The organism is Streptomyces sp. NPDC020965 (assembly GCF_044333555.1).
GTDB lineage: Bacteria > Actinomycetota > Actinomycetes > Streptomycetales > Streptomycetaceae > Streptomyces.
The window spans coordinates 82,579-103,876 of record NZ_JBIRRE010000014.1; the positions used below are offsets into that span (position 1 = coordinate 82,579).

Genomic DNA, 21,298 nt, shown 5'->3' on the forward strand with positions numbered 1-21,298 from the left:
CTGAGCAACTGAAACCCTCGGGTCGGTGGGGGCCATCCGCACCACCGACCGCCGAGGGCCGCACACCACCCGCGCGGGCGCCCGGGAACCCTCCCCCCGCACATGCGGGACACACCGCCGTACCCGGCGCGGCACCGCCTGTCGGGGTGGCTCACCGGCTGAGGATCGCCGCACTATCGCTGGCGGGGGCACCGGGGGAGTGGACGGGGAAATCGACGAGGAAATCATCCGACTGGACCGGACGGTGGAGGGGCAAGAGGGAATACCCAGTCGTTGCCACTTTTAACTTATAGCGCACCGGGGGGCTTGCGGCAAGGCCCCGGTCGTGCCGCAGAATCGTCGGCCATGGCCAGAACAGAAGAAGCACGCGAACCCGCGTCCGCCGACCGGTGACAGGACGCCCCGGGCGCAACCCGCCCCCGCCGCGTGCCATGGCCGCAAGCCGCCACAGATCGGAACCGATGCCGTGACCCCCCTCACCACCAGCGCGTTCGACCTTCCCGACCGCCTCTCCCCCAAGGCCGACCCCACCCTGATCGCCGGTGACGAGCAGCACTTCGCGGCCATCGCGGAGTGCCTCACACAGTCGATCGCCGACCTGTCCGACAGTCTCGACGCCGAGCGCAGGGCACCCGGCGGCATCGGCCGACAGGCGATGGACCGGGACATGGAGATCCACCGGCTGACCTCCCGGCTGCGCGCGCTGCGTCGGTTCGGTCTGGATCTGTGCCTCGGTCACATGGTCGGCGCTGACCACCCGGAGCCGGTGTACGTCGGACGATTCGGCCTCACCGACAGCGCGGGGCGTCGGCTCCTGCTCGACTGGCGCTCCCCCGCCGCCGAACCGTTCTTCGGAGCAACCCACGCCAACCCGATGGGTCTGGCGAGCCGGCGCAGGTACCGCTGGACCCGCGGCCGGATCAGCGACTACTGGGACGAGGTGTTCACCTCGGACGGCTTCGCCGGCCATGCCGCGCTCGACGACCAGTCCGCCTTCATCGCGAGCCTGGGCGGTGACCGGTCGGCACGGATGCGGGACGTGCTCGGCACCATCCAGGCCGACCAGGACGCCATCATCCGCGCGGGATCCCGCGGCGCCCTCGTCGTCGACGGCGGTCCGGGTACGGGGAAGACCGTCGTCGCCCTGCACCGTGCCGCCTACCTCCTGCATGCGGACCCCCGCCTCGCCCACCGCCGGGGGCGGGTCCTGTTCGTCGGTCCGCACCAGCCCTACCTGGGCTACGTCGCCGATGTCCTCCCCAGCCTCGGTGAGGAGGGCGTGCAGACCTGCACGCTGCGGGAGCTCGTCCCCGAGGGAGCCGCGGCAGCGGTCGAGGTCGACCCGGACGTGGCCCTCCTGAAGTCGTCCGCGGATGTGGTGCGGGCGATCGAGCCGGCCGTCAGGTTCTACGAGGAGCCGCCCACCAAGGGAATGACGGTCTCGACCCACTGGTCCGACATCTGGCTGAGTGCCGACGACTGGGCCGTGGCATTCGAGGCGGCACCGGGCACCCCGCACAACGAGGCACGTGACCAGATCTGGGAGGAGTTGCTCACGATCCTGGTGGACAAGCACGACGACGACGCATCGGCCGGCCCGCTGCGCACGTCGCTGTCGCGGAACAGGGAACTGGTCACGGTCTTCGACCGCGCATGGCCGCTACTCGAAGCGGCCGACCTCGTCGGAGACCTGTGGTCGGTACCCGCCTATCTGCGGAAGTGCGCTCCCTGGCTCAGCCCCGACGACGTTCAACGGCTCCAGCGGGAGGACGCCCATGCCTGGACGGTGTCCGACCTTCCACTCCTGGACGCGGCACGGCAGCGGCTGGGCGACCCGGAGGCGTCGCGGCGCAAGCGCCGGCACAACGCCTCGGTGGCCGCCGAACGCGAGCACATGGCCAAGGTCGTCGACGCCCTCCTTGAGGCCGATGACGACGGCGAAGGTGTCCTGACCATGCTGCACGGAAAGGACATCAAGGACTCACTGGTCGACGACACCGCACCGCCCGACATCGAACCGGACCTGCTCGCCGGCCCCTTCGCGCACATCGTCGTGGACGAGGCCCAGGAACTGACCGACGCGGAGTGGCAGATGCTGCTGCTCAGGTGCCCCTCCCGAAGCTTCACCATCGTCGGGGACCGCGCCCAAGCCAGACACGGCTTCACGGAGTCGTGGCGGGAACGGCTCGAACGCATCGGACTCGACCGGATCAACCTGGCCTCACTGAGCATCAACTACCGAACACCGGCCGACATCATGGCGGAGGCCGAGCCGGTCATCCGGGCCGTGCTCCCGGACGCCAACGTGCCGACCTCCATCCGCGGCGGCGATCCCGTCGTCCACGGATCGGCTTCGGATCTGCGCGCGGTCCTCGACACCTGGCTCGCCGACCATGCCGACGGGATCGCCTGTGTCATCGGCGATCCCGCGTTCCAGACGACGCCCCGCGTCCGGTCGCTGCCCCCAGAGCTGTCCAAGGGGCTCGAATTCGACCTGGTCGTCCTCGTCGACCCGGAGTCGTTCGGCAAGGGCGTCGCAGGGGCGGTCGACCGCTATGTCGCGATGACCCGGGCGACCCGGCGACTCGTCATCCTCACGAGCCCCTGACCCCGGCCGACACCACGCCGGACGGCCGCCCGCACCGCACGTCCGGCACGACCCGTCGGCCGTGCCCTAAGTGTTGCGGGGCCGGCTGAGCCGGGGGCAGACACAGTGCAGTTCGCCGCAGACGTGGTGGGGGCGTTCCCTGCGCCGTACGGGTTCGTTCACAAGGCTCGCCGTGTACGCAGCCGGGGGCTCTTTGTACGGACTGCTGGTGTGGCAGCCGATACACGACCAACGCCCGAACAGTCCCTTCACGGGAGCGCCGCAATTGGTGCACTCGTGCTCGGTGATCTCCGGAAGCATAGGACCTACCTGGGAAGCTGTAGCTGGGGGCAGCAGCAGTGGTACTGCTCGCAGCGCGGGCATGTCGGCTTCGGCTGAGGGTTCGGATTCACAGGCTCGGATGTGCCCTCCGCCATGATGAAACGGCCTCTCTCTCGCCTCTGTCGCCGTCCTGCACCGACAGTACCCACTGACGGGCCAGTAGCACGACTTCGGCGGCACACTGGTCGCGGACGCATGGGCGCGCTCCGACAGTTGGCCCAAGGCCCGGTCGCTACTGCGGAGCTGACCCGGGGAGGCGAACCGCGCCGTCCCCGGCTCCGGGGCCGGCCGTCATCCCGGACGGACGGCTCAGCCTCCCCGGCCACCAGGCGAGCCGCCCGATGTCCCGTACCAGTGCGGGCACCAGCAGCGACCGGACCACCACCGTGTCGAGCAGCACCCCGAAGGCGACGATGAACGCGATCTGCACGAGGAAGGCCAGCGGGATGACGCCGAGCGCGGCGAAGGTCGCGGCCAGCACCACGCCCGCCGAGGTGATCACCCCGCCGGTGGCGACGAGCCCCCTGAGCACTCCTTCCCGTACCCCGTGGCGCAACGACTCCTCGCGGACCCGGGACATCAGGAAGATGTTGTAGTCCACACCGAGTGCCACGAGGAACACGAAGCCGTACAGGGGGACCGACGGATCGGTGCCACTGAAGCCGAGCAGGTGCTCGAAGACCAGCGCCGAGACACCGAGGGTGGCGAGGAAGTTCAACGCCACCGTCGCCACCAGAAGCACCGGCATCAGCAGGGAGCGCAGCAGGCCGATCAGAATGACCAGGATGATGGCGAGCACCACCGGGACGATCAGGGTGCGGTCCCGTTCCGCGGTGACCCGGGTGTCGTACTGCTGCGCCGTGTAGCCGCCGACCAGGGCGTCCGCGCCGGGTACGGCGTGCAGGGCGGTACGGAGCCGGGCCACGGTGTCCTTGGCCGCGTCACTGTCCGCCGCGTCCTTGAGCGTCACGTCGATGCGGGCCCGGCCGTCGACGACCCGAGGGGCGCCGTCCCGGCCGGTGACCGGCGCGACGGTGGCCACCCCATCGGTCTTCCGCGCCACGGCCGTCACCTGCCCGGCCCGGTCCGCGTCGGCGATGACCACCGTGGGGTTTCCCGAACCGCCCGGGAAGTGCTGCGCCAGCACCCGCTGCGCGGAGACCGACGGTGCGTCGTTGACGAAGATCTCGTCCAGCGGTACGCCCTTGGAGGTGAGCGCGGGTGCGAAGGCCGCGCAGACCAGCAGTCCGGCCAGCGTGAGGGACCAGACCCTGCGGGGTGCCCGGTCGATCAGTGCCGCCACCCGGCGCCACACTCCGTCGGCAGATCCCTGCTCTTCCGCGGTGCCACCCCCGGCGGACGGAGGCCGCGCGGGCCAGTAGGCGGCCGGGCCGAGGAGCACCAGAACGGCCGGCAGAAAGGTCAGGGTGCTCAGCACGGCGCAGACGATACCGATGGCGCCGACCGGCCCCAGCGCCCGATTGTTGGTGAGATCGCTGATGAGCAGCGCCAGCAGGCCCAGCGCGACGGTCGCCGCGCTGGCGACGATCGCCCCCACGGAGTGCCGCAGCGCGGCCCGTACGGCGGCGAACCGGTCGACCTGTACGGCGAGTTCCTCCCGGTAGCGGGCGGTCAGCAGCAGGGCGTAGTCGGTGGCCGCGCCGATGACCAGGATCGACAGGATGCCCTGGACCTGGCCGTCGACCCGCACCACGGCATGGTCGGCGAGCACGTAGACGGCGGCGCAGGCAAGGGCGAGGGCGAAGACCGCCCCGGCGATGATGACGAGGGGGAGCAGCACACTGCGGTGGACGAGCAGCAGAATCATCAGCACGGCGATGAGGGCGACCCCGAGCAGCAGTCCGTCGATCCCGGCGAAGGCATCGGAGAGGTCCGCTCCCCCGGCCGCCGGCCCCGCCAGCCGGACGTCGGTGCCGGGGACCCGTTCGGCAGCCTGTTGGATCCGGTCGAGCGCGGGCCGCAGTTCGTCGCCGAGGTCGGGCCTGAGCTGTACCACTCCCTGGAGGGCCTGCCCGTCGGCCGAGGGCAGGGCGGGGGAGATTTGCCCCGTCACACCGGGTATCGCGGCGAGTGACTCCAGCGCCGCACCGGCCGCGTTCCGCTGTTCCGTTCCCAGCGGGCCGCCGTCGTCAGCGGTCCAGACGACGATCGCGGGCACCGTCTCCTTCTGCTGGAACGCCCGCTGCGCCGCGATGACCTCGGTGGACTCCGCGCTCCGGGGCAGGAAGGCGGCCTGGTCGTTGGTGGCGACCTCGCCGAGCTTTCCGGCGTAGGGCCCGAAGGCGCCGCCGATGCCGAGCCAGGCGACGAGCAGGATGACGGGGACCAGCCAGCGGGCTCGTCGCGGGGTGATGGACATCGTTCTCCCAGGTGCACGGTGACTGTCTGGGCGGCCGTATGAGGGGCCGACCACCCCCCGGCGGACAGGTGCCGCAGATTGTCCACGCGGGACCGGGCGGCGAAAGGGAGCCGTCCGGTACTGCTACTTCTTGCCGGACCGGCCGAATGGATGCGCGAGATATGGCCGGGATGCCCGGGCCGATGGGCTCACCGGCCCAGGTCACGCAGTACCTCACGGGCCGCCCGCGCCCCGGAGGCCAGCGCGCCCTGCACCGAGCCGGTGGCCCGGTGGTCGCCGCAGACGTACCGCCCCGGGCCGACCCTGGCCGGCCGGTTGAGCGGTTGCGGCGGCGGCATGGCGGGCAGGGCGTCGGGTACGGTGCGCACCGTCAGCAGTTCCCAGTCCGCCGTTCCGGTGCCGTACGCCTCCGCCAGTGCCTCCCGTACCCGGGCCTCACGACCCGGCGTGTCCATGCCGAGCACTGATGTCGCGATCAGGTTGCGGCCCGGCGGCGCGTACTCGGGCACCACATCGCTGAGCACACAGGTGTTGAGGAATCGGCGCCGGCCGTCGGTGAGCAGGATGGGTTCGCCGAGCGACGCCGACCCGCCCGAGTGGTAGTAGGTCGTGACGACCCGGTACGGCGGCAGGTCGACGCCGGGCAGCAGTGCGGCCACCCCCGCGGGGCCCGTCGCCACCACCACGGCGCGCGCGGCGATCTCGCGGCCCGAGCGGAGCAGGACACCGTCGTCGGTGAGCCGCTCGACCGGGGACTCCAGTTGCACCGCCCCCGCGGGGAGCGCCTCGGCGAGTTGGGCGGGCACGGCGCCGATACCGGCGACGGGCAGACAGAGGGTGCCGCGCAACATACTGCGCCACACGAGGTGGAAGACCCGGCTGGACGTCTCCAGCTCGTCTTCCAGGAAGACACCCGAGAGGAAGGGGCGGAAGAAGCCCTCGACGAACTCCTCGGAGAAGCCGGCCGCCGCGAGCGCGGTCAAGGTGGTGTGGTCCTCGGCGTGTTTCAGCGGGCGTACGGGACCGAGCATGTCCCGCGCCGACAGCACCCCCAGTGCCAGCAGGTCCCGGGCGGCCACTCCGCGCACCGGCATCGGACCGGACAGCCGTCGGTGGCCGCGGGTCGGGTCACTGAGACGGAGCCGGCCGCGCTCGGTGTGGACCAGGGCTCCCGGGGTGAAGGGGCGCAGTCGCAGTCGGCGGAGGGTGAGGCGGCGCCTGGCCTGGGGGTAGGAGGTGTTGAAGACCTGGAAGCCGCGGTCGATGACGAATCCCTCGTGCCGGTCGGAGCGCATCCGTCCCCCGACGCCGTCCGATGCCTCCACGATCCGGACCACGATCCCGGCCGAGCGCAGGTCCTGGGCACAGGCGAGCCCGGCGAGCCCCGCTCCGACCACCAGCGCGTCCGGCGTACCGGCGTTAGCCACGGGCATGGTGACCGCCCTTCTTCCCACGGGGCCGACCGGCTTGCCCCGGCCGTCTGCTGTCCCGTCCGTTCTTCCCGCTGTCCGGCACCGGCGGATGCGGGTCGGCCCCGGCCGGATCGACACCGTGGCGGGGACCGGGGTACCGACTCTAGGGTCGGTCCCCGCCTCTCCCCCGCAGCAACACCGCCGGGGGGCGGAAACTTGGGGCCACGACCGATCACCGGAGGGACACGGCCTGCCTCAGGACAGGGGTGTGTCCCGGCGCAGCAGCGGGAGGTTGGTCGCCAGCGCCTTCTTCCAGGAGCCGTCCGCGACCATCCTGTCCAGTGCGGCCTGGATCCCCGCCTTGAGGTGGCTGCCCTTCGGGACGCCGATGCCGTACCGCTCCTCGGAGAGCCGGAAGCCGCCGAGCCGGTACCGGTCGGGGTTCTGGGCGGCGTATCCGGCGAGGACGGCGTCGTCGGTCGTGACGGCGTCCGCGGCGCCGTTCACCAGATCGGTCAGACACCGGGCGTAGGTGTCGCGCTCACGCATCTCGGCCTCCGGTGCGACCAGCGTCCGCAGGGCGAGGGAGGAGGCGGAGCCCGTGGTGGCGCAGACCTTCTTGCCGTTCAGGTCCGCGGGTCTGGCGATGGTCATATCGTCCACGCGGGTCAGGACGTCCTGCCGGGCCACGAGATAGGGGCCGACGAAGTCGACCTCTCGCTCCCGCTTGTCGCTGATCACGTAGGTGGCCACGACGAAGTCGACGTCTCCGCTCCGGAGCATCGATTCGCGGTCGGCGCTTCTGGCCTCCTTCCATTCGACGTCGTCGGGGTCACGGCCGAGGGCACGGGCGATGTAGCGCGCCACATCCACGTCGAACCCCGTGTACCGGCCCTCCGAGGTCTTGAGCCCGAGGCCGGGCATATCGAACTTGATTCCGATGGTGAGCTTCTGCCCGTCGTTCGATCCGGTGTCCGGTGAGCCGCCCGAACCTCCGTCACCGCCACCGTCCGGGAGCAGGTTCCACAGGAGTGCGCCGCTGAGCGGCAGGACGGCGAGGGCCGCCGCGTACGCCCAACCGCGCCTTCGCCAGGCCGACACCGGCCGGGACGGTACGGACTGCGGGGAGGTCGGTGCGGGCTGCGGGGAGGGGGCGGGTTGACGGGACGGTGCGGGTCGCGCGTGGGGCTGCGGGGTGGGGACGGGCGGGAGCGGGGCCGGTGGTGCGAGGGGGTACGAGGTCGGAGTGTCGGAGACGCCCTCCGCCACCTGCGGGAGTCCGTCCGCCGCCCCGGCCGCCACCGCCTTCAGCAGTTCATCCAGCGCCCCGGCGTCCGGTCGCGCCTCCGGGTCCCGTACCAGTACGGCCATCAGTGCCTCGGCGAGCGGACCCGCCCCGCGCGGCGGCGGGACATCCTCGCTCAGCACCGCCGCCAGGGTGGCCAGCGCGTTGGCGCGGCGGAGCGGGTGGCGCCCCTCGACAGCGACGTACAGCATCAGGGCCAGCGACCAGAGGTCGGCCGCCGGACCGCCGTCCTGGCCGCCGACGCGTTCGGGAGCCATGTAGTCGGGTGTGCCGATGAAGGAACCGGCCGCGGTGAGGGCGGTGGAGCCCTGGATCGCCGCGATGCCGAAGTCGGTGAGGAGTGGCCGGCCGTCCGGCCGCAGCAGGACGTTCGCGGGCTTGATGTCCCGGTGCTGGATGTCCGCGGCGTGCGCGGCCCGCAATCCGGCCAGCACCCCGCGCCCCACCCCGGCCGCCTCCCGGGGGGAGAGCGGGCCGTCCCTGTCGAGCCGCTCCTGGAGCGAGCCTCCGGTGACCAGTTCCATCACGAGCCACGGAAAGGTGTGCTCGCCACCGTCCACGATGTGATGGATGGTGACCACATTGGGGTGGTCGATCCGCGCGAGTGCCCTGGCCTCCCGCAGGACGCGAGCGCGCAGCGCGCGGGCACCCTCCGGGTCGTACTCGGCGAGTGCCGGGTCGGGTGGGCGTACCTCCTTGAGCGCCACCTCACGGTGGAGGGCGAGATCACGTGCCCGCCACACCAGTCCCATGCCACCGCCGCCGAGCCGTGCCAGCAACTCGAAACGGCCGTCGATCACCTGCGCCACGCGGTCCCCCTCAACCCCCCGGCCGGGGAACCGGACACGATTACTGCACGCCCCCGGGCTCACCGACCCCACACTGCCGCCCGACTCTGCCACACCCATGAGGGGCGCCGACAGTCAGCCGGCCACCACGGCCGGAGCATGGGTGGTACGTCATGAATGACGACGATACGCACCCGGGCCGGGCGAGGGCTCACCCATCTCCCGGGCGACCCTCGCCAGGGCGCGCGGGAGGACGGCGCATGACGGGCGACTGCATATGATGGATGGTCAGCATGCCCTGGGGAATGCGCGGTTGGCGCGACCGGGGAGAGGGATCCCCGACCGCGCCACCCTCGATGTCAGGCTGACCTGCGGGTGTCGGAGGTCAGGGCCGGCTCATGACTTCGACTTTCCGCTCGGTGCGACGGCAGGCCCGGCGGGCGCCGCCGCAGCAGGCGCCCCAGCGGACGACCCGGCCGGCGACTCGACGGTCCGTGCGGCGTCCGGTTCGGCCGGCGCGCTCCCGGGGGATCCTTCCGGCGTGGCGGCGGGATCGGCCGGGTCTCCCGGCAGAGCGGTCGGACCGGGGCCGATCAGACCGACGGCGAGAGCCACGACCGAGAGCCCGGCCGCGCTCCACAGCAGTGGGGTGATGCCGCCCGATTCCATGATGGTGCCACCGAGGAAGGCGCCCAGGGCGATGGCGGCGGTGAAGACTCCCACATAGAGCCCGGTCACCTGCTCGACGCGGTGCGGGGCGGACTGGGTCATCCAGATCTGGGCGGCCACCGAAAGGCCGCCGTACGTCAGGCCCCACAGGGCGACGCTGACGCCGGTGAGACTGCCGATGGTGCTGAAGATCGCCAGCAGTGCGATGGCCGCGCCGATGCCGACCGTCAGGCCCAGCACCGTGACACGGGCGCGGCGCGCCGCCAGGGCACCGGCGGCGAAGTTACCGACCAGCCCGAAGACTCCGTAGACCAGCAGGACCAGGGCGACGGCCCCCGGGGACAATGCGGTGCGCTCTTCGAGGACGGGCCTCACATAGGTGTAGGCGCCGAAGTGCGCGGTGACGAGGAACAGGATCAGCACCAGGCCGACGGTCACCGAGCGGGTGCGCAGCAGCGGTTCGTGGGCATCCCGGTCGCTGGTGCCGGCCGGCACGGCGGGGCGGGGAAGGCGGGGCAGCGACAGCAGCAGGCCCGCGGCGAGGACCACCGCGGCGACGGACAGGGCGGCGAACGCTGCGCGCCAGCCGAAGGAGTTGCTGATGAGTGTGCCCAGGGGCACGCCGACGACCGAGGCCGCCGCCACCCCACTGACGGCGGCGGACACCGCCAGCGCGGCGTTACGGGGGGCCACGAGGCGCATCGCGACCGCGGCCGCCAGGCCCCACACCGCCCCCATCCCGATCCCGAGGACGATCCGGGAGACGACCAGCAGGCCGAAGCCGTGCGCCACCGCGCTCAGCGCGTTACCGGCCGCCAGCACCAGCATCGCCACCGCCAGCACCAGGCGCCGGTCGACCGCACCCAACAGGCGCGGCACCGCGGGGGCGGTGACCGCGGTCACCAGTCCGGTGATGGTCAGGCTGAACCCTGCCGTGCCCGAGCTGATCCGCAGGCCGTCGGCCATCGGAGTCAGCACCCCGACCGGCAGCATCTCGGAGGTGACGACCACGAACGTACTCAAGGACAACACCACGACCGCCACCCACTGCCACGGTGTGGTGCGATCCGGATCGGGGTCGGTGTTCTTCACCGGTGCATACGAAACCATGACACCAATCAAGCAGCGCGCCTGAGCGGGAACAACAGCGATCTCCTCACGGTTCGATAAGCTGGAGTAATCGATGAGAGGGAGCGAGAGGACACGATGAACCAGGTTCACGTCCAGGAGATCGAGTGCCTGCTCGTACTGTCCGAGGAGTTGCACTTCGGCCGGACAGCCGCCCGTCTGGGCTGTTCCCAGAGCCGGGTCAGTCAGCTCGTCGCCGCCGCCGAACGGCGGGTCGGCGTGCGCCTCGTCGACCGCACCAGCCGGAGCGTGGGGCTCAGCCGGTTCGGCGCCCAATTCGTCAACGAGGTGCGCCCGGCGTACGAGGCGCTGACCACGGTGATCACCCAGGCCCGTGAGCGCGCCAGCAGCGGCACCCTGCGCCGACTGAGCATCGGTTTCCACGGCAGCGTCTACGAAGAGGTCACCGAGGCGTTCCGTCAGCTACGCGCCCACCACGACGTCACGATGGTGTTGAGCGAGATCCCCATCGGCTCACCCTTCTCCGCCGTGCTCGCCGGCCGGCTCGACGCCGCCGTGGTCGAACTCCCCGTCAACGAGGCGGCACTGACGACCGGCTTCCGCTTCCCGCCGCAGGACCGGCTGCTCGCGGTCGCGTCCTCACACCCCCTCGCCGGCGCCGGCCACGCACACGTCGAGGAGCTGGCGGGCCTGGATCTCCTCCATCCCACCGGGGACGCCCCCGACTACTGGATGGTCGCCCGGGTGCCCCGCTCCACACCCGCGGGCGCCCCCATCCGCTCCACCACGGGGATCACCACCGTCCAGGAGGGACTCGCGCTCGTCGCCTCCGGCGAGCACGGCATGCTGGTCTGCCGCCCGCTGGCCGAGCGGGCCACCCGCAGCGATGTGCGCTATCTCCTGATCGACGGCCTTGACGAACCTTCACAGATGGGCCTGATCTGGCGGACCGACCGCACCACCCGGCAACTGACCACGCTCGCCCACCTCCTCGACGAGGAGTTCAGCCGGGCGCGGACCCCCGAGCGACTTCCCGTCTGATCCGGTCCGGCCGGGGGCTTCGCCCCCCGGCCGGTCCGACCGACCGGCGATCGTCCCCGACCCCCCGCCGGGAGCGGTCTCCCGGGCTCCCCCGCTCCCCCGACCGGACTCCGTCCGCGATCCCCCGGACCAACCGGCTCCGACGTGCCCCGCGCGCCTTCCGAACGGCGGATCAACAGGCCGATCAATCCACACGGTTGGCCCCCGGGCCCGAGGTCGCCGACGCCCGTTCTCATCGCGCCGTCCGCCGCAACTGTCGCCGAACACACCTGCGGTGAGACGGAGTTCGTCAGCATTAGCCGCTGGTGGAGCCCATATCGTCTCGGATCGTGGGACGTTGGCGAGCACTCCTTGCGTCGGCCCGCCGCCTGTTGCGATCATCGATTCATGAGCACTCCGACCCGCACCCCTGACACGCCGCCCGGCGTGCGGCGCGGTGCGGTCATGTGCGTCTGTTGTCAGACCTGAACTCTTTTCCAGTTTTCCATGGTTCGGTTCTCGACCTCTGCTGGTCCGCCACGCGTCACGCGTCGCCACCGGCACTGACGCACCCGGAGTAGCGATGGCGAACGGCTCCGCTCCATCCCGTACGAGACAGTGGCCCCAGGCGGGGACCTCCGTCGACGCGTGCTTCGTGCTCCACCTCCACCCCGGCTCCTCCATCGACGGCCACGCCGTCGGGCATCGTCATGCCACGCCCACCGAGGCGCCGAACGCGTTCGACGGCCACACCTCCGCGACCGGTGATCTGGCGGAGCGGTCCGAACTCACCCGTGGGCTCAGCCGTCGCCACGTGCTCTCCTTGCCCAGCCTCTCGGGATACGAGGACCGGATGATTCCGTTCGGCGAAGGCGACTGTCGCCGATAAGGCAGCACGTGACGGTGTGACCGGTGCGCCGCGTCCGTGACCCGGTACGCCGCGTCTATGACCTGGTTCATCACGTCCGTGACCCGGTACGCCGCGTCCGCGGCCCGGTTCACCACGTCGACGTCACGATCACCCCGGCGCGAATCCATTACGAGGGATACAAGAAACAAGGGGATTTGTCATGTGCGGAATAGCCGGATGGATTGATCTGTCTGGGCTCGGTCCGGACGCGCAGACCATTGCGGAGAAAATGAACGACGAGCATGCGCTCCGCGGCCCTGACGGGGCCGGGGTATGGCTCTCCCGCTATGCGGTGATCGCACACCGAAGACTCTCGGTGATCGATATCGAGAACGGCGAGCAGCCCATGCTTTTCCCCGCATCGCCGGGTTCCGAAACCCGCTGGGCGCTCACTTACAACGGTGAACTCTACAATTATCAGGAGCTACGCCGAGAGCTCTCCACTCGCGGCCACACGTTTCGAACGTCGAGCGACACAGAGGTGGTTCTCGCCGCCTGGGTGGAATGGGGCGCGCGCGCCGTCGAGCGCTTCAACGGGATATTCGCTTTCTCGGTCTGGGACAACCAGGAAGAAACGCTGTGGCTCGTCCGCGATCATCTCGGCGTGAAGCCGCTGCACTATTACCACGACGGCGGCAGCCTGATCTTCGGGTCCGAGGCCAAATCGATCCTCGCGCATCCGGACGTGGTCACGGCGGTCGACGAGGACGGCCTGCGGCAGCTCGTGCTGCCGTTGCTGAAGTTCCCGGGCACCAACCCGTACCGCGGGATCTCCGAGGTGCTGCCCGGCCAGGTGCTGGAGTTCTCCCGACGGGGCATCCGCACGATCCGGTACTGGGACGTCAAGGATTTCATCGGTCAGCCGTCCGAGGCGAAGGACCTCGACGAGGCCGTCGAGCGGTTGCGCTCGCTGCTGGACGACACCGTCACCAGGCAGACGATCGCCGATGTGCCGCTGTGCACGTTCCTCTCCGGCGGGCTGGACTCCTCGGCCGTCACCGCGATAGCCAACGGTCTGCCGGGGCGCGCCGGGGTGAGTTCGTTCTCCGTGGACTTCGCGGACGCGGCCGATTCGGTCGACTCGCGGTCCGCCCTGGACCGTCGGTTCGCACGGGAGGCGGCGGACCACATCGGTTCGCGGCACGCCAACATCGTCCTGGACAGTTCACTGCTCGCCAGTGAGGCCGTGCGCGATGCCACGGTGCGCGCGCGGGACCTCCCCAACGGATTCGGTGACCTCGACACGAGCCTGCTCCTGCTCTGCCGCGAAGTCCGCAAGCACGCCACGGTCGCCCTCTCCGGCGAGGCGGCCGACGAACTCCTCGGCGGCTACCTGTGGTTCCACGAACCCCGCGCGGTCTGGGCCGACACGTTCCCGTGGATCGCGGACAGTCCTGCCCACGGCCATCTCCATCAGCGGGTCCTGAGCACGATCGACCCCGATCTCGCCCGGACGCTGCGCCTGGACGAGTATCTGCGCGACGCGTACGCCACCGCGCTCGGCGGGCTCACCTTCGAGTCGGGGCTGAGCAAGGAGGAGCGGCGCCACCGGGAGATCATCCACCTCGGCGTCTCCTACTTCCTGCCGATGCTGCTGGACCGGAACGACCGGCTGAGCATGGCCAACGGTCTGGAGGTACGGGTCCCGTTCACCGATCACCGGATCGTCGAGCACCTGGTGACGCTGGACCAGGGGATCCACAACGCGGGCGGCCGGGAGAAGGGCGTGCTGCGCGACGCGGTGCGCGATCTGCTCCCGGTGGGCGTGTTGGAGCGGAAGAAGTCGCCCTACCCGACCACACCGGACCCGGACTACTCGCGCAAGCTCGAACAGCAGGTCGCGAGCGTACTCGCCGACCCACCCGACGGGCTCGCGGACATCTTCGCCCCGCGGGTGCTGGCTCCCGGCGGGCTGACCGACTCGGCCAGGTCACACGGTCTCGTCAGCAACTTCGAGGGCGAGGTCGTGCTGAACTTCGCCTCCTGGCTGCGGCAGTACTCACCGAAGCTGGCGATCTAGCGCAGCCCCACACCGACCCGCCCGCACCGCGCCGCGCCGCCGACACGGCCTCTCCTCGGCGCCTCGCCCGGGCGGGAGCCCCCGGCAGCCCCATCACCATCCGTCACACCACCATCCGTCACACCACCGGCTGTCACACCACCGGCTGTCTCACCGCGGAACAACACCCCCTGGGAGCGCGACTTGTCCACCACTGACGTCCAACAGCAGACCCGTGACCATCTCTGGCTGCATTTCACCAATCACGCGAAACTCACCGCCGGCGGCGAGGTCCCGGTCATCACCCGCGCGGAGGGCGCCTACCTCTGGGACGACAAGGGGCGTCGGATCCTGGACGGCCTCTCCGGGCTGTTCGCCGTCAACGTCGGTCATGGCCGGCCCGAACTGGCGGAAGCAGCCGCGAAGCAGATCCGGGAACTCGACTACTTCCCCATCTGGAACGCCGTTCACCCGCGCGCCGCCGAGCTTGCCGAGGCCCTCGCGGAGCGAGCGCCCGGCGATCTGAACCGTGTCTTCTTCACCAATAGCGGCAGCGAAAGCGTGGAGACGGCCTGGAAGCTGGTCAAGCAGTACTTCAAGTCCATCGGCCAGCCCGGCCGCCATAAAGTGATCAGCCGTACCATCGCCTACCACGGGACCACGCACGGCGCCCTCTCCATCACCGCGCTGCCGGGTCTGCGCGCGCCCTTCGAACCGCTCGTACCGAGCGGGCACAAGGTGCCCACCACCGATATCTACCGCGGACCGGAGCATCTGCGCGACGACGAAGAGGCTTTCGGGCGCTGGGCGGCGGACCGGATCGCGGAGGCGATCGAATTCGAGGGCCCGGAGACCGTGGCCGCGATTTTCCTCGAACCGGTACAGAACTCGGGAGCGGCGATCCCACCGCCCCGGGGATATTTCGAGCGGGTCCGCGAGATCGCCGACAAGTACGGGGTCGTCCTGGTCGCCGACGAGGTCATCACCGCGTTCGGACGCATCGGCGACTTCTTCGCGATCAATCGCTTCGGCATCACACCCGACATCATCACCGGCGCCAAGGGCATCACATCCGGCTATATCCCGGCCGGTGCGACGATCGTCAGCGACCGTCTGTTCGAACCGTTCACGAAGAAGGAGAACACCTTCGTGCACGGTCTCACCTTCGGCGGTCACCCAGTGGCGGCGGCCGTCGGTCTGGAGAACATCGCGATCTTCGAGCGCGAGAAGCTCAATGAGAACGTCCGCGCGAACGAGGACCTGTTCCGCTCGACCCTGGAGAAGCTCCGCGATCTGCCGATCGTGGGCGATGTGCGCGGGGCCGGGTACTTCTGGGGTGTCGTGCTGGTGAAGGACAAGAACACCCGGGAGCCCTTCACCCCGCTGGAACGCCGCCGTCTCCTGGACGAACTGCTCGGTCCGGCGCTGAGCGAGGCCGGTCTGCACGCCCGTCTCGACGAACGGGGAGACCCGGCGATCCTGCTGGCTCCCCCGGCCATCGTCGGTGCGCCGGAGTTCGAGTTCATCGAGCAGGTGCTGCGCACGGCTCTCACCGACGCCTGGGCGAGGTTCTGACAGCATGACGAAAACCCCGCACCCGGCCGGATCTCGGGTCAGCTCCCTGAAACGGCCGGCCGTGAGTCGATCGACCGCCGTGTACGTGCTGCGCCGCTGCGGCTACTTCGTGGTCGTGGTGTTCTCGGTGTACACGCTGTCGTTCTTCCTTCTCTACGCCCTGCCGAGTGACCCGGTCGCCCTGATGCTGGAGCGCCGGTCCGCGGGTGCGGGGGGCAGCACATCCGAACAGGTCGAGGCGCTGCGCGCGCAGTACGGACTCGACCAGCCGCTGCTGGTCCGCTACGTCGAGACGCTCGGGCAACTCCTCGGTGGGGACCCGGGCACCTCCTTCCAGTCGGGCAAGCCAGTGCCGGAGATCCTCGCGGCGGTGGCCCCGAACACGCTTGCCCTGGCGGGCGGCGGGCTTGTCATCGCGATACCGCTCTCTGTCGCCCTGGCACTGATGACCTCCTGGCGGCGGGACAGCGTCCTGCACCGGACCCTGGTGAACGCCCCCGCGCTGATCGCCGCGGTCCCCGCGTTCTGGCTCGGACTGCTGCTGCTGCAACTGTTCTCCTTCACCCTGGGATGGGTGCCGTCGGCGGGCGGGACCGGTCTGTCCGGGCTGGTGCTGCCCGCCGTCGCACTCGCCCTGCCGGTGTCGGCCTCGCTGACGGCCGTCCTCGTCCGGAGTCTGGACGACGTCCAGGGGGCGAGCTTCGTCGAACTCCTCCGGGCCCGAGGACTTCCCTGGTCCCGCGTGTACCTCACCCATGTGGCACGGAACGCGCTGCTTCCCTTCGTCACCCTGGCCGGACTGACCGTCGGCGGGGTGCTGGTCGGCACGGTGATCACGGAGACGGTGTTCGCGAGGGCGGGGCTCGGACGGCTACTCGCCTCGTCGGTGGAGACGCAGGACGCGCCGGTGATCCTGGCCATCGCGGTGCTCGCGGCCATGCTCTTCGCCGCGGTGAACCTCGCCGTCGACCTTCTCTATCCCGTCCTCGATCCGAGGATGCGGCACCGAGGCAGTGGAGCGTCCGCATGACCGTCCTGACCGTCCTTCCCGCCCGATCACGGCCGCGGAGCTCCGCCCCGTGGATCGCACTGACCACCCTCGGCCTCACCGGAGCCGCCGCACTGCTGCCGACGGTGGCCGCGCCCGGGGATCCGTTCGCCCAGGACGTCTCCGAGCGGCTGCGTCCGCCGTCGGCCGGGCATCTCTTCGGTACGGACGAACTCGGCCGCGACCTGTTCAGCCGGGTGGTCCACGGCACCCAGGCGAGCCTGTCCATAGCCCTGCTCGCGCTGGCGTTCGCCTTCGGTCTCAGTGTCCTCATCGGCCTGGTCGCCGGCTACTTCGGCGGTATCACCGATCGCGTGCTGATGGGCACCGTCGATGTGCTCCTCGCCCTGCCCTCGCTGCTGATCTCGCTGTTGATCGTCTCGGGCCTGGGCACCGGTCCGGTCAATCTGGCCGTCGCCGTGGGCATCGCCTCGGTACCCTCCCTGGCCCGGGTCACCCGCGCGGAAGTGCTGCGCGTCAGCGCGCGGACGTTCGTCGAGGCGGCGAACGGCTACGGGCTCCCCCGCCACCGCGTCCTCCTGCGGCACGTCCTGCCGCACGCCCGGGGCCCGATCACCGCACTGGCCGCGCTGGAGCTGGCGACGATGGTGCTGTCGGTCTCCGCCCTCAGCTTCCTCGGTTACGGCACCCAACCGCCGGACCCGGAGTGGGGGAACCTCATCGCCGCCGGCCGGGACTACTTCGCGACGTCGTGGTGGCTGACCGTCCTCCCCGGCGCGGTGCTCGCGGGTGTCGTGCTCGCGCTGCACCGGGTGGGACGCGCCCTCGGCGCTTCGGAAGCGGGGCCGGTATGACCGCCACCATCGAAACGGCGACGGACCGGAGCGCCCTGCTGCGGCTCGAAGGACTCCGGGTGACCTACCCGGAGCACCGGGGACACGACGGCCCGGTCGCGGTCGACGGTCTCTCCGTCACCGTCCCTCCGGGCCGGGCGGTCGCCATCGTCGGCGAATCCGGCTCGGGCAAGTCCACCACCCTGCACGCACTGCTGGGCCTCACCCCGCGCACCGCGCGTGTCAGCTTCGAGCGGCTGGAGTTCCTGGACGACTCCGGCGCCGTCCACCGTGTGGACGATCCCCGTGCGCTGCGCGGCCGGTCGGTCGGGCTCGTCCCCCAGGACCCGGTCCGCGCGCTGGACCCGCTGATGCGGATCGGAGCGCAGTTCGCGGAGTTGCACCGACACTTCCTGGGCCTCACCGACAAGGAGGAGAGCCGGAACCGTACGGTCGCCGCGCTCGAATCCGTCGGCATCGACCGGCCGGTGCTGCGACTGCGCCAGTACCCGCACGAACTGTCGGGAGGGCAGCGGCAGCGCATCCTCATCGCGCTCGCGCTCGTCGGCGAGCCGCGTCTGCTGCTGGCCGACGAACCGACCTCCAACCTGGACGCCACCGTCCAGCGGCGGGTGCTGGACCTCTTCGACGAGATACGGGCCGAACGCGGCCTGTCCGTCCTGCTGGTGACCCATGACATCGCCGTGGCCGGGGAGCGTGCGGAGCACCTCATCGTGATGCGCGCCGGACGCGTCGTCGAGTCCGGGCCGACCCAGGACATCCTCGACGACCCGCAGGACCCCTACACACGTCAATTGCTGACCTCGCTGCCGAGCGGACTGCCCACCCGCCCCGCGTTCCGGCCGGCGTCCCCGCCACAGGTCGTGCTCGCATCGCGCGGACTGGTCAAATCATTCGCCGGTGGGAGGGGCCAGCCGCCCGTCGACGCCGTACGGGATGTGAGCCTCACCCTCCACCGGGGCCAGACGGTCGCGGTGGTCGGCGAGTCCGGCGCGGGGAAGTCCACCCTGCTGCGACTACTCACCGGGCTGGAACGCCCCGACGCCGGAGCGGTGTTCCTCGACGGCGCGGAGGCGCGCGCCGGCCGGAGGGCCCGCGCGGACTTCGCCCGCCGGGTGCAGCTCGTGTACCAGAACCCGGCCCGCAGCCTGAATCCGTCGTTCCCCGTCGGGCGCGCCATCGCGGAGCCCCTGGAGGCACACCGCGTCGGCGACGCCCGATCGCGGGCCCGGCGCGCCCTGGACCTCCTTGAGCAGGTGGAACTGCCGGCCGAACTCGCCGAACGCCGGCCTGCCCAGCTCTCCGGCGGGCAGTTGCAGCGGGTGGCGATCGCCCGTGCACTCGCCCTGGAACCGGACGTCGTCGTCCTGGACGAGCCCGTTTCGGCGCTCGACCAGGCCGTGCAGTTCGCCCTGCTGAAACTCCTCGGTGAGCTACAGGAACGACTCGGTGTCGCCTATCTGCTCGTCTCGCACGACCTCGGTGTGGTGCGTGCCGTCGCCGACGAGGTGATCGTCATGCACCGCGGCCGGGTCGAGGAACACGCCCCCACCGCTGCCGTCTTCGAAGCCCCCACCAGCCCCTGGACCCGTGCCCTGCTGGACGCGGTCCCCACCCTCCGGCTGCCGGCCCCCGTCACCCCCCTCCCCTCTCAAAACAGGAAGAAGCAACCATGACCCGCGCGCCCCTGACGCGCTTGTTCGCCGCCTCCGGAGCTGCCGCGCTCCTGCTGACCGGCTGCACGAGCGGAGCCGAGACCTCGGACACCACGCATCTGCGTGTCGCCTACGGCTGGTATCCGACCTGCTTCGACTACGCCCAGTCCAACCCGTTCGCGCTCTTCGGCAGGCAGGTGCTGGACACTCTGCTGAGCCACAACCCGGACACCGGCAAGCTCGAACCGTATCTGGCGGAATCCTGGAAGAACCTGGACGGCGGGCGCGCCTACGAGTTCACCATCCGCGACGGAGTGACGTTCAGCAACGGCGAGAAGCTGACCGCCAAGGTCGTCGCGGACAACTTCGAAACCCTGTGGAACCATGCCGAGCAGGGCGTCTCCCCGACACCCGGCGCCTATCTGCGCGGCTACGACCACGCCGAGGCCGTCGACGGGCGGACGGTGCGCGTCGAGTTCACGAAGCCCAACGCCGGTTTCCTCCAGGCCAACACCGAGGGCCAGTTCGGCATCATCGCCCCCGCATCGCTCGCGAAGTCCCCGAAGGAGCGCTGCGCCGAGGGAACGGTCGGCTCGGGACCGTTCGTCCTCAAGGAGGCCGTCCAGGACGAGCGCGTCGAGTACGTCAAGCGGGAGGGGTACGACTGGGCCCCCGCGGCCTTCGGACGCGAGGGCGCGTCCGCGGTCGACCGGGTGACGATCCAGATCGTGCCCGAGGAGAGCGTCCGCGCGGCCGGTGTCGTGGCGGGCGAGTACGACCTCGCGTACTCGATGACGGAGAAGGGGCTCTCCCAGGCGGGGAAGCAGGACGGCGTCCGGACCGTCCTCGCCGCCGACCGCAGCGTGGTGAACACCTTCGTCGTCAACACCGCCGACCCGGTCCTCGCCGACCCCGCGGTGCGGCAGGCGATCCAGCACGGCATCGACCGGAACGAGTTCGTGGACACCTTCTACGGCGAGGGTGTCGAACCCGCCACCGACGTGGTCTCCCGTGGTCACCCCAGCTACCGGGACAACACCAAGCTGCTCACCCACGACCCGGCGCGCAGCCGTGCCGTCCTCGACCGGGCCGGCTGGGTCAAGGGAGGCGACGGCATCCGGGCCAAGGGCGGCAAGAAGCTACGGGTGGCGCTCACCTACTCGAACTCGGACATCGGCGCCGCGGCCTCCGGCTGGGAGTACGTGAAGGACAACCTCGCCGAGATCGGGGTAGCGGTCGATTTGAAGCCGGTGTCCGACGCGGCACAGGCGGACCTGCGCAAGTCCGGGAAGTGGCAGCTCGCGGTCTACCAGGGGGCGAGCCGCGGTGACGCCGACGGGATCGCCGCCTTCTACCACACGGAGTTGGCGCCGTGGGACGGACAGGCCCCCCGGCCCGAGGTCGACCGACTCCTCACCGAGCAGGCCGCCACCGTCGATCCGGCGAAGCGGAACGCCCTCGTCCAGAAGGCGGTGACGACGATCCTCCAGCAGGGCCACGGGATACCGCTGTTCGACTCCGCGCAGGTTCTGCTGGCGCGCACCTCGGTGCGGGAACTGACCTTCCCGGTCAACTCATGGGAGCCGATCTTCCACCGCGTCGAGAAGAACTGACGTCCGCGCACGCCGCACCCCCCGCCCGGAGAGCCGGGGGGTGCGCACGCCGGAACACTCCACGCCGCCGTCGCGCACCCGCTCCGCGAG

General features: G+C 70.7%; 13 protein-coding genes. 9 read left to right on the top strand and 4 right to left on the bottom strand.

Annotation, left to right across the window (positions count from 1 at the left end; all coding sequences use genetic code 11):
* Nucleotides 1–466 precede the first annotated feature (466 nt).
* Entirely contained in the window at nt 467–2,608 is a 2,142-nt protein-coding gene (helR, locus tag ACH4S7_RS32470; protein WP_398524958.1) for an RNA polymerase recycling motor ATPase HelR, read from the top strand.
* Between the two features lie 553 nt (nt 2,609–3,161).
* Here helR and ACH4S7_RS32475 read toward each other — a convergent pair.
* From ACH4S7_RS32475 to ACH4S7_RS32490, 4 genes are all read right to left on the bottom strand, one after another.
* Nucleotides 3,162–5,309 carry an MMPL family transporter gene (locus ACH4S7_RS32475; RefSeq protein WP_398524959.1) on the bottom strand — a complete coding sequence of 716 codons (2,148 nt, stop codon included), beginning with the start codon at nt 5,307–5,309 and terminating at the stop codon, nt 3,162–3,164.
* 188 nt (nt 5,310–5,497) lie between these two features.
* Entirely contained in the window at nt 5,498–6,742 is a 1,245-nt protein-coding gene (locus tag ACH4S7_RS32480; RefSeq protein WP_398524960.1) for an NAD(P)/FAD-dependent oxidoreductase, read from the bottom strand.
* Nucleotides 6,743–6,976: 234 nt separating this feature from the next.
* A complete protein-coding gene (locus ACH4S7_RS32485) occupies nt 6,977–8,827 on the bottom strand; it encodes a bifunctional serine/threonine-protein kinase/glutamate ABC transporter substrate-binding protein (protein WP_398525016.1) in 1,851 nt (616 codons plus the stop codon).
* A 384-nt stretch (nt 8,828–9,211) separates the two neighbouring features.
* Nucleotides 9,212–10,594, bottom strand: coding sequence for an MFS transporter (locus tag ACH4S7_RS32490; RefSeq protein ID WP_398524961.1), 1,383 nt, complete (start codon nt 10,592–10,594; stop codon nt 9,212–9,214).
* Between the two features lie 96 nt (nt 10,595–10,690).
* On the opposite strand from ACH4S7_RS32490, the gene ACH4S7_RS32495 reads away from it, so the two are divergent.
* The 8 genes from ACH4S7_RS32495 to ACH4S7_RS32530 all read left to right on the top strand — a co-directional run bounded on the left by ACH4S7_RS32495 (nt 10,691) and on the right by ACH4S7_RS32530 (nt 21,208).
* Entirely contained in the window at nt 10,691–11,614 is a 924-nt protein-coding gene (locus tag ACH4S7_RS32495; RefSeq protein ID WP_398524962.1) for a LysR family transcriptional regulator, read from the top strand.
* A 562-nt stretch (nt 11,615–12,176) separates the two neighbouring features.
* Nucleotides 12,177–12,482 carry a hypothetical protein gene (locus ACH4S7_RS32500; protein WP_398524963.1) on the top strand — a complete coding sequence of 102 codons (306 nt, stop codon included), beginning with the start codon at nt 12,177–12,179 and terminating at the stop codon, nt 12,480–12,482.
* 181 nt (nt 12,483–12,663) lie between these two features.
* Nucleotides 12,664–14,523, top strand: a complete 1,860-nt coding sequence (gene asnB, locus ACH4S7_RS32505; protein ID WP_398524964.1) for an asparagine synthase (glutamine-hydrolyzing) — start codon at nt 12,664–12,666, stop codon at nt 14,521–14,523.
* Between the two features lie 183 nt (nt 14,524–14,706).
* The gene (locus ACH4S7_RS32510) at nt 14,707–16,077 is read left to right on the top strand and encodes an aspartate aminotransferase family protein (protein WP_398524965.1); all 1,371 of its coding nucleotides are present in this window, start codon (nt 14,707–14,709) and stop codon (nt 16,075–16,077) included.
* 61 nt (nt 16,078–16,138) lie between these two features.
* Nucleotides 16,139–17,107 carry an ABC transporter permease gene (locus tag ACH4S7_RS32515; protein ID WP_398524966.1) on the top strand — a complete coding sequence of 323 codons (969 nt, stop codon included), beginning with the start codon at nt 16,139–16,141 and terminating at the stop codon, nt 17,105–17,107.
* Nucleotides 17,104–17,940, top strand: a complete 837-nt coding sequence (locus ACH4S7_RS32520; protein WP_398524967.1) for an ABC transporter permease — start codon at nt 17,104–17,106, stop codon at nt 17,938–17,940. Before ACH4S7_RS32515 ends, ACH4S7_RS32520 begins: the two co-directional genes overlap by 4 nt.
* Nucleotides 17,937–19,616 carry an ABC transporter ATP-binding protein gene (locus tag ACH4S7_RS32525; protein ID WP_398524968.1) on the top strand — a complete coding sequence of 560 codons (1,680 nt, stop codon included), beginning with the start codon at nt 17,937–17,939 and terminating at the stop codon, nt 19,614–19,616. The genes ACH4S7_RS32520 and ACH4S7_RS32525 overlap by 4 nt, the downstream gene beginning before the upstream one ends.
* Nucleotides 19,613–21,208 carry an ABC transporter substrate-binding protein gene (locus ACH4S7_RS32530; protein WP_398524969.1) on the top strand — a complete coding sequence of 532 codons (1,596 nt, stop codon included), beginning with the start codon at nt 19,613–19,615 and terminating at the stop codon, nt 21,206–21,208. The genes ACH4S7_RS32525 and ACH4S7_RS32530 overlap by 4 nt, the downstream gene beginning before the upstream one ends.
* Nucleotides 21,209–21,298: the final 90 nt, after the last annotated feature.

Bases quoted from the DNA above. Each gene is read 5' to 3' on its own strand.
- ACH4S7_RS32530 (WP_398524969.1), top strand. From the start codon at position 19,613: ATGACCCGCGCGCCCCTGACGCGCTTGTTCGCCGCCTCCGGAGCTGCC.
- ACH4S7_RS32495 (WP_398524962.1), top strand. From the start codon at position 10,691: ATGAACCAGGTTCACGTCCAGGAGATCGAGTGCCTGCTCGTACTGTCC.
- ACH4S7_RS32475 (WP_398524959.1), bottom strand. From the start codon at position 5,309: ATGTCCATCACCCCGCGACGAGCCCGCTGGCTGGTCCCCGTCATCCTG.
- ACH4S7_RS32500 (WP_398524963.1), top strand. From the start codon at position 12,177: ATGGCGAACGGCTCCGCTCCATCCCGTACGAGACAGTGGCCCCAGGCG.
- ACH4S7_RS32520 (WP_398524967.1), top strand. From the start codon at position 17,104: ATGACCGTCCTGACCGTCCTTCCCGCCCGATCACGGCCGCGGAGCTCC.
- ACH4S7_RS32480 (WP_398524960.1), bottom strand. From the start codon at position 6,742: ATGCCCGTGGCTAACGCCGGTACGCCGGACGCGCTGGTGGTCGGAGCG.
- asnB (WP_398524964.1), top strand. From the start codon at position 12,664: ATGTGCGGAATAGCCGGATGGATTGATCTGTCTGGGCTCGGTCCGGAC.
- ACH4S7_RS32525 (WP_398524968.1), top strand. From the start codon at position 17,937: ATGACCGCCACCATCGAAACGGCGACGGACCGGAGCGCCCTGCTGCGG.
- ACH4S7_RS32490 (WP_398524961.1), bottom strand. From the start codon at position 10,594: ATGGTTTCGTATGCACCGGTGAAGAACACCGACCCCGATCCGGATCGC.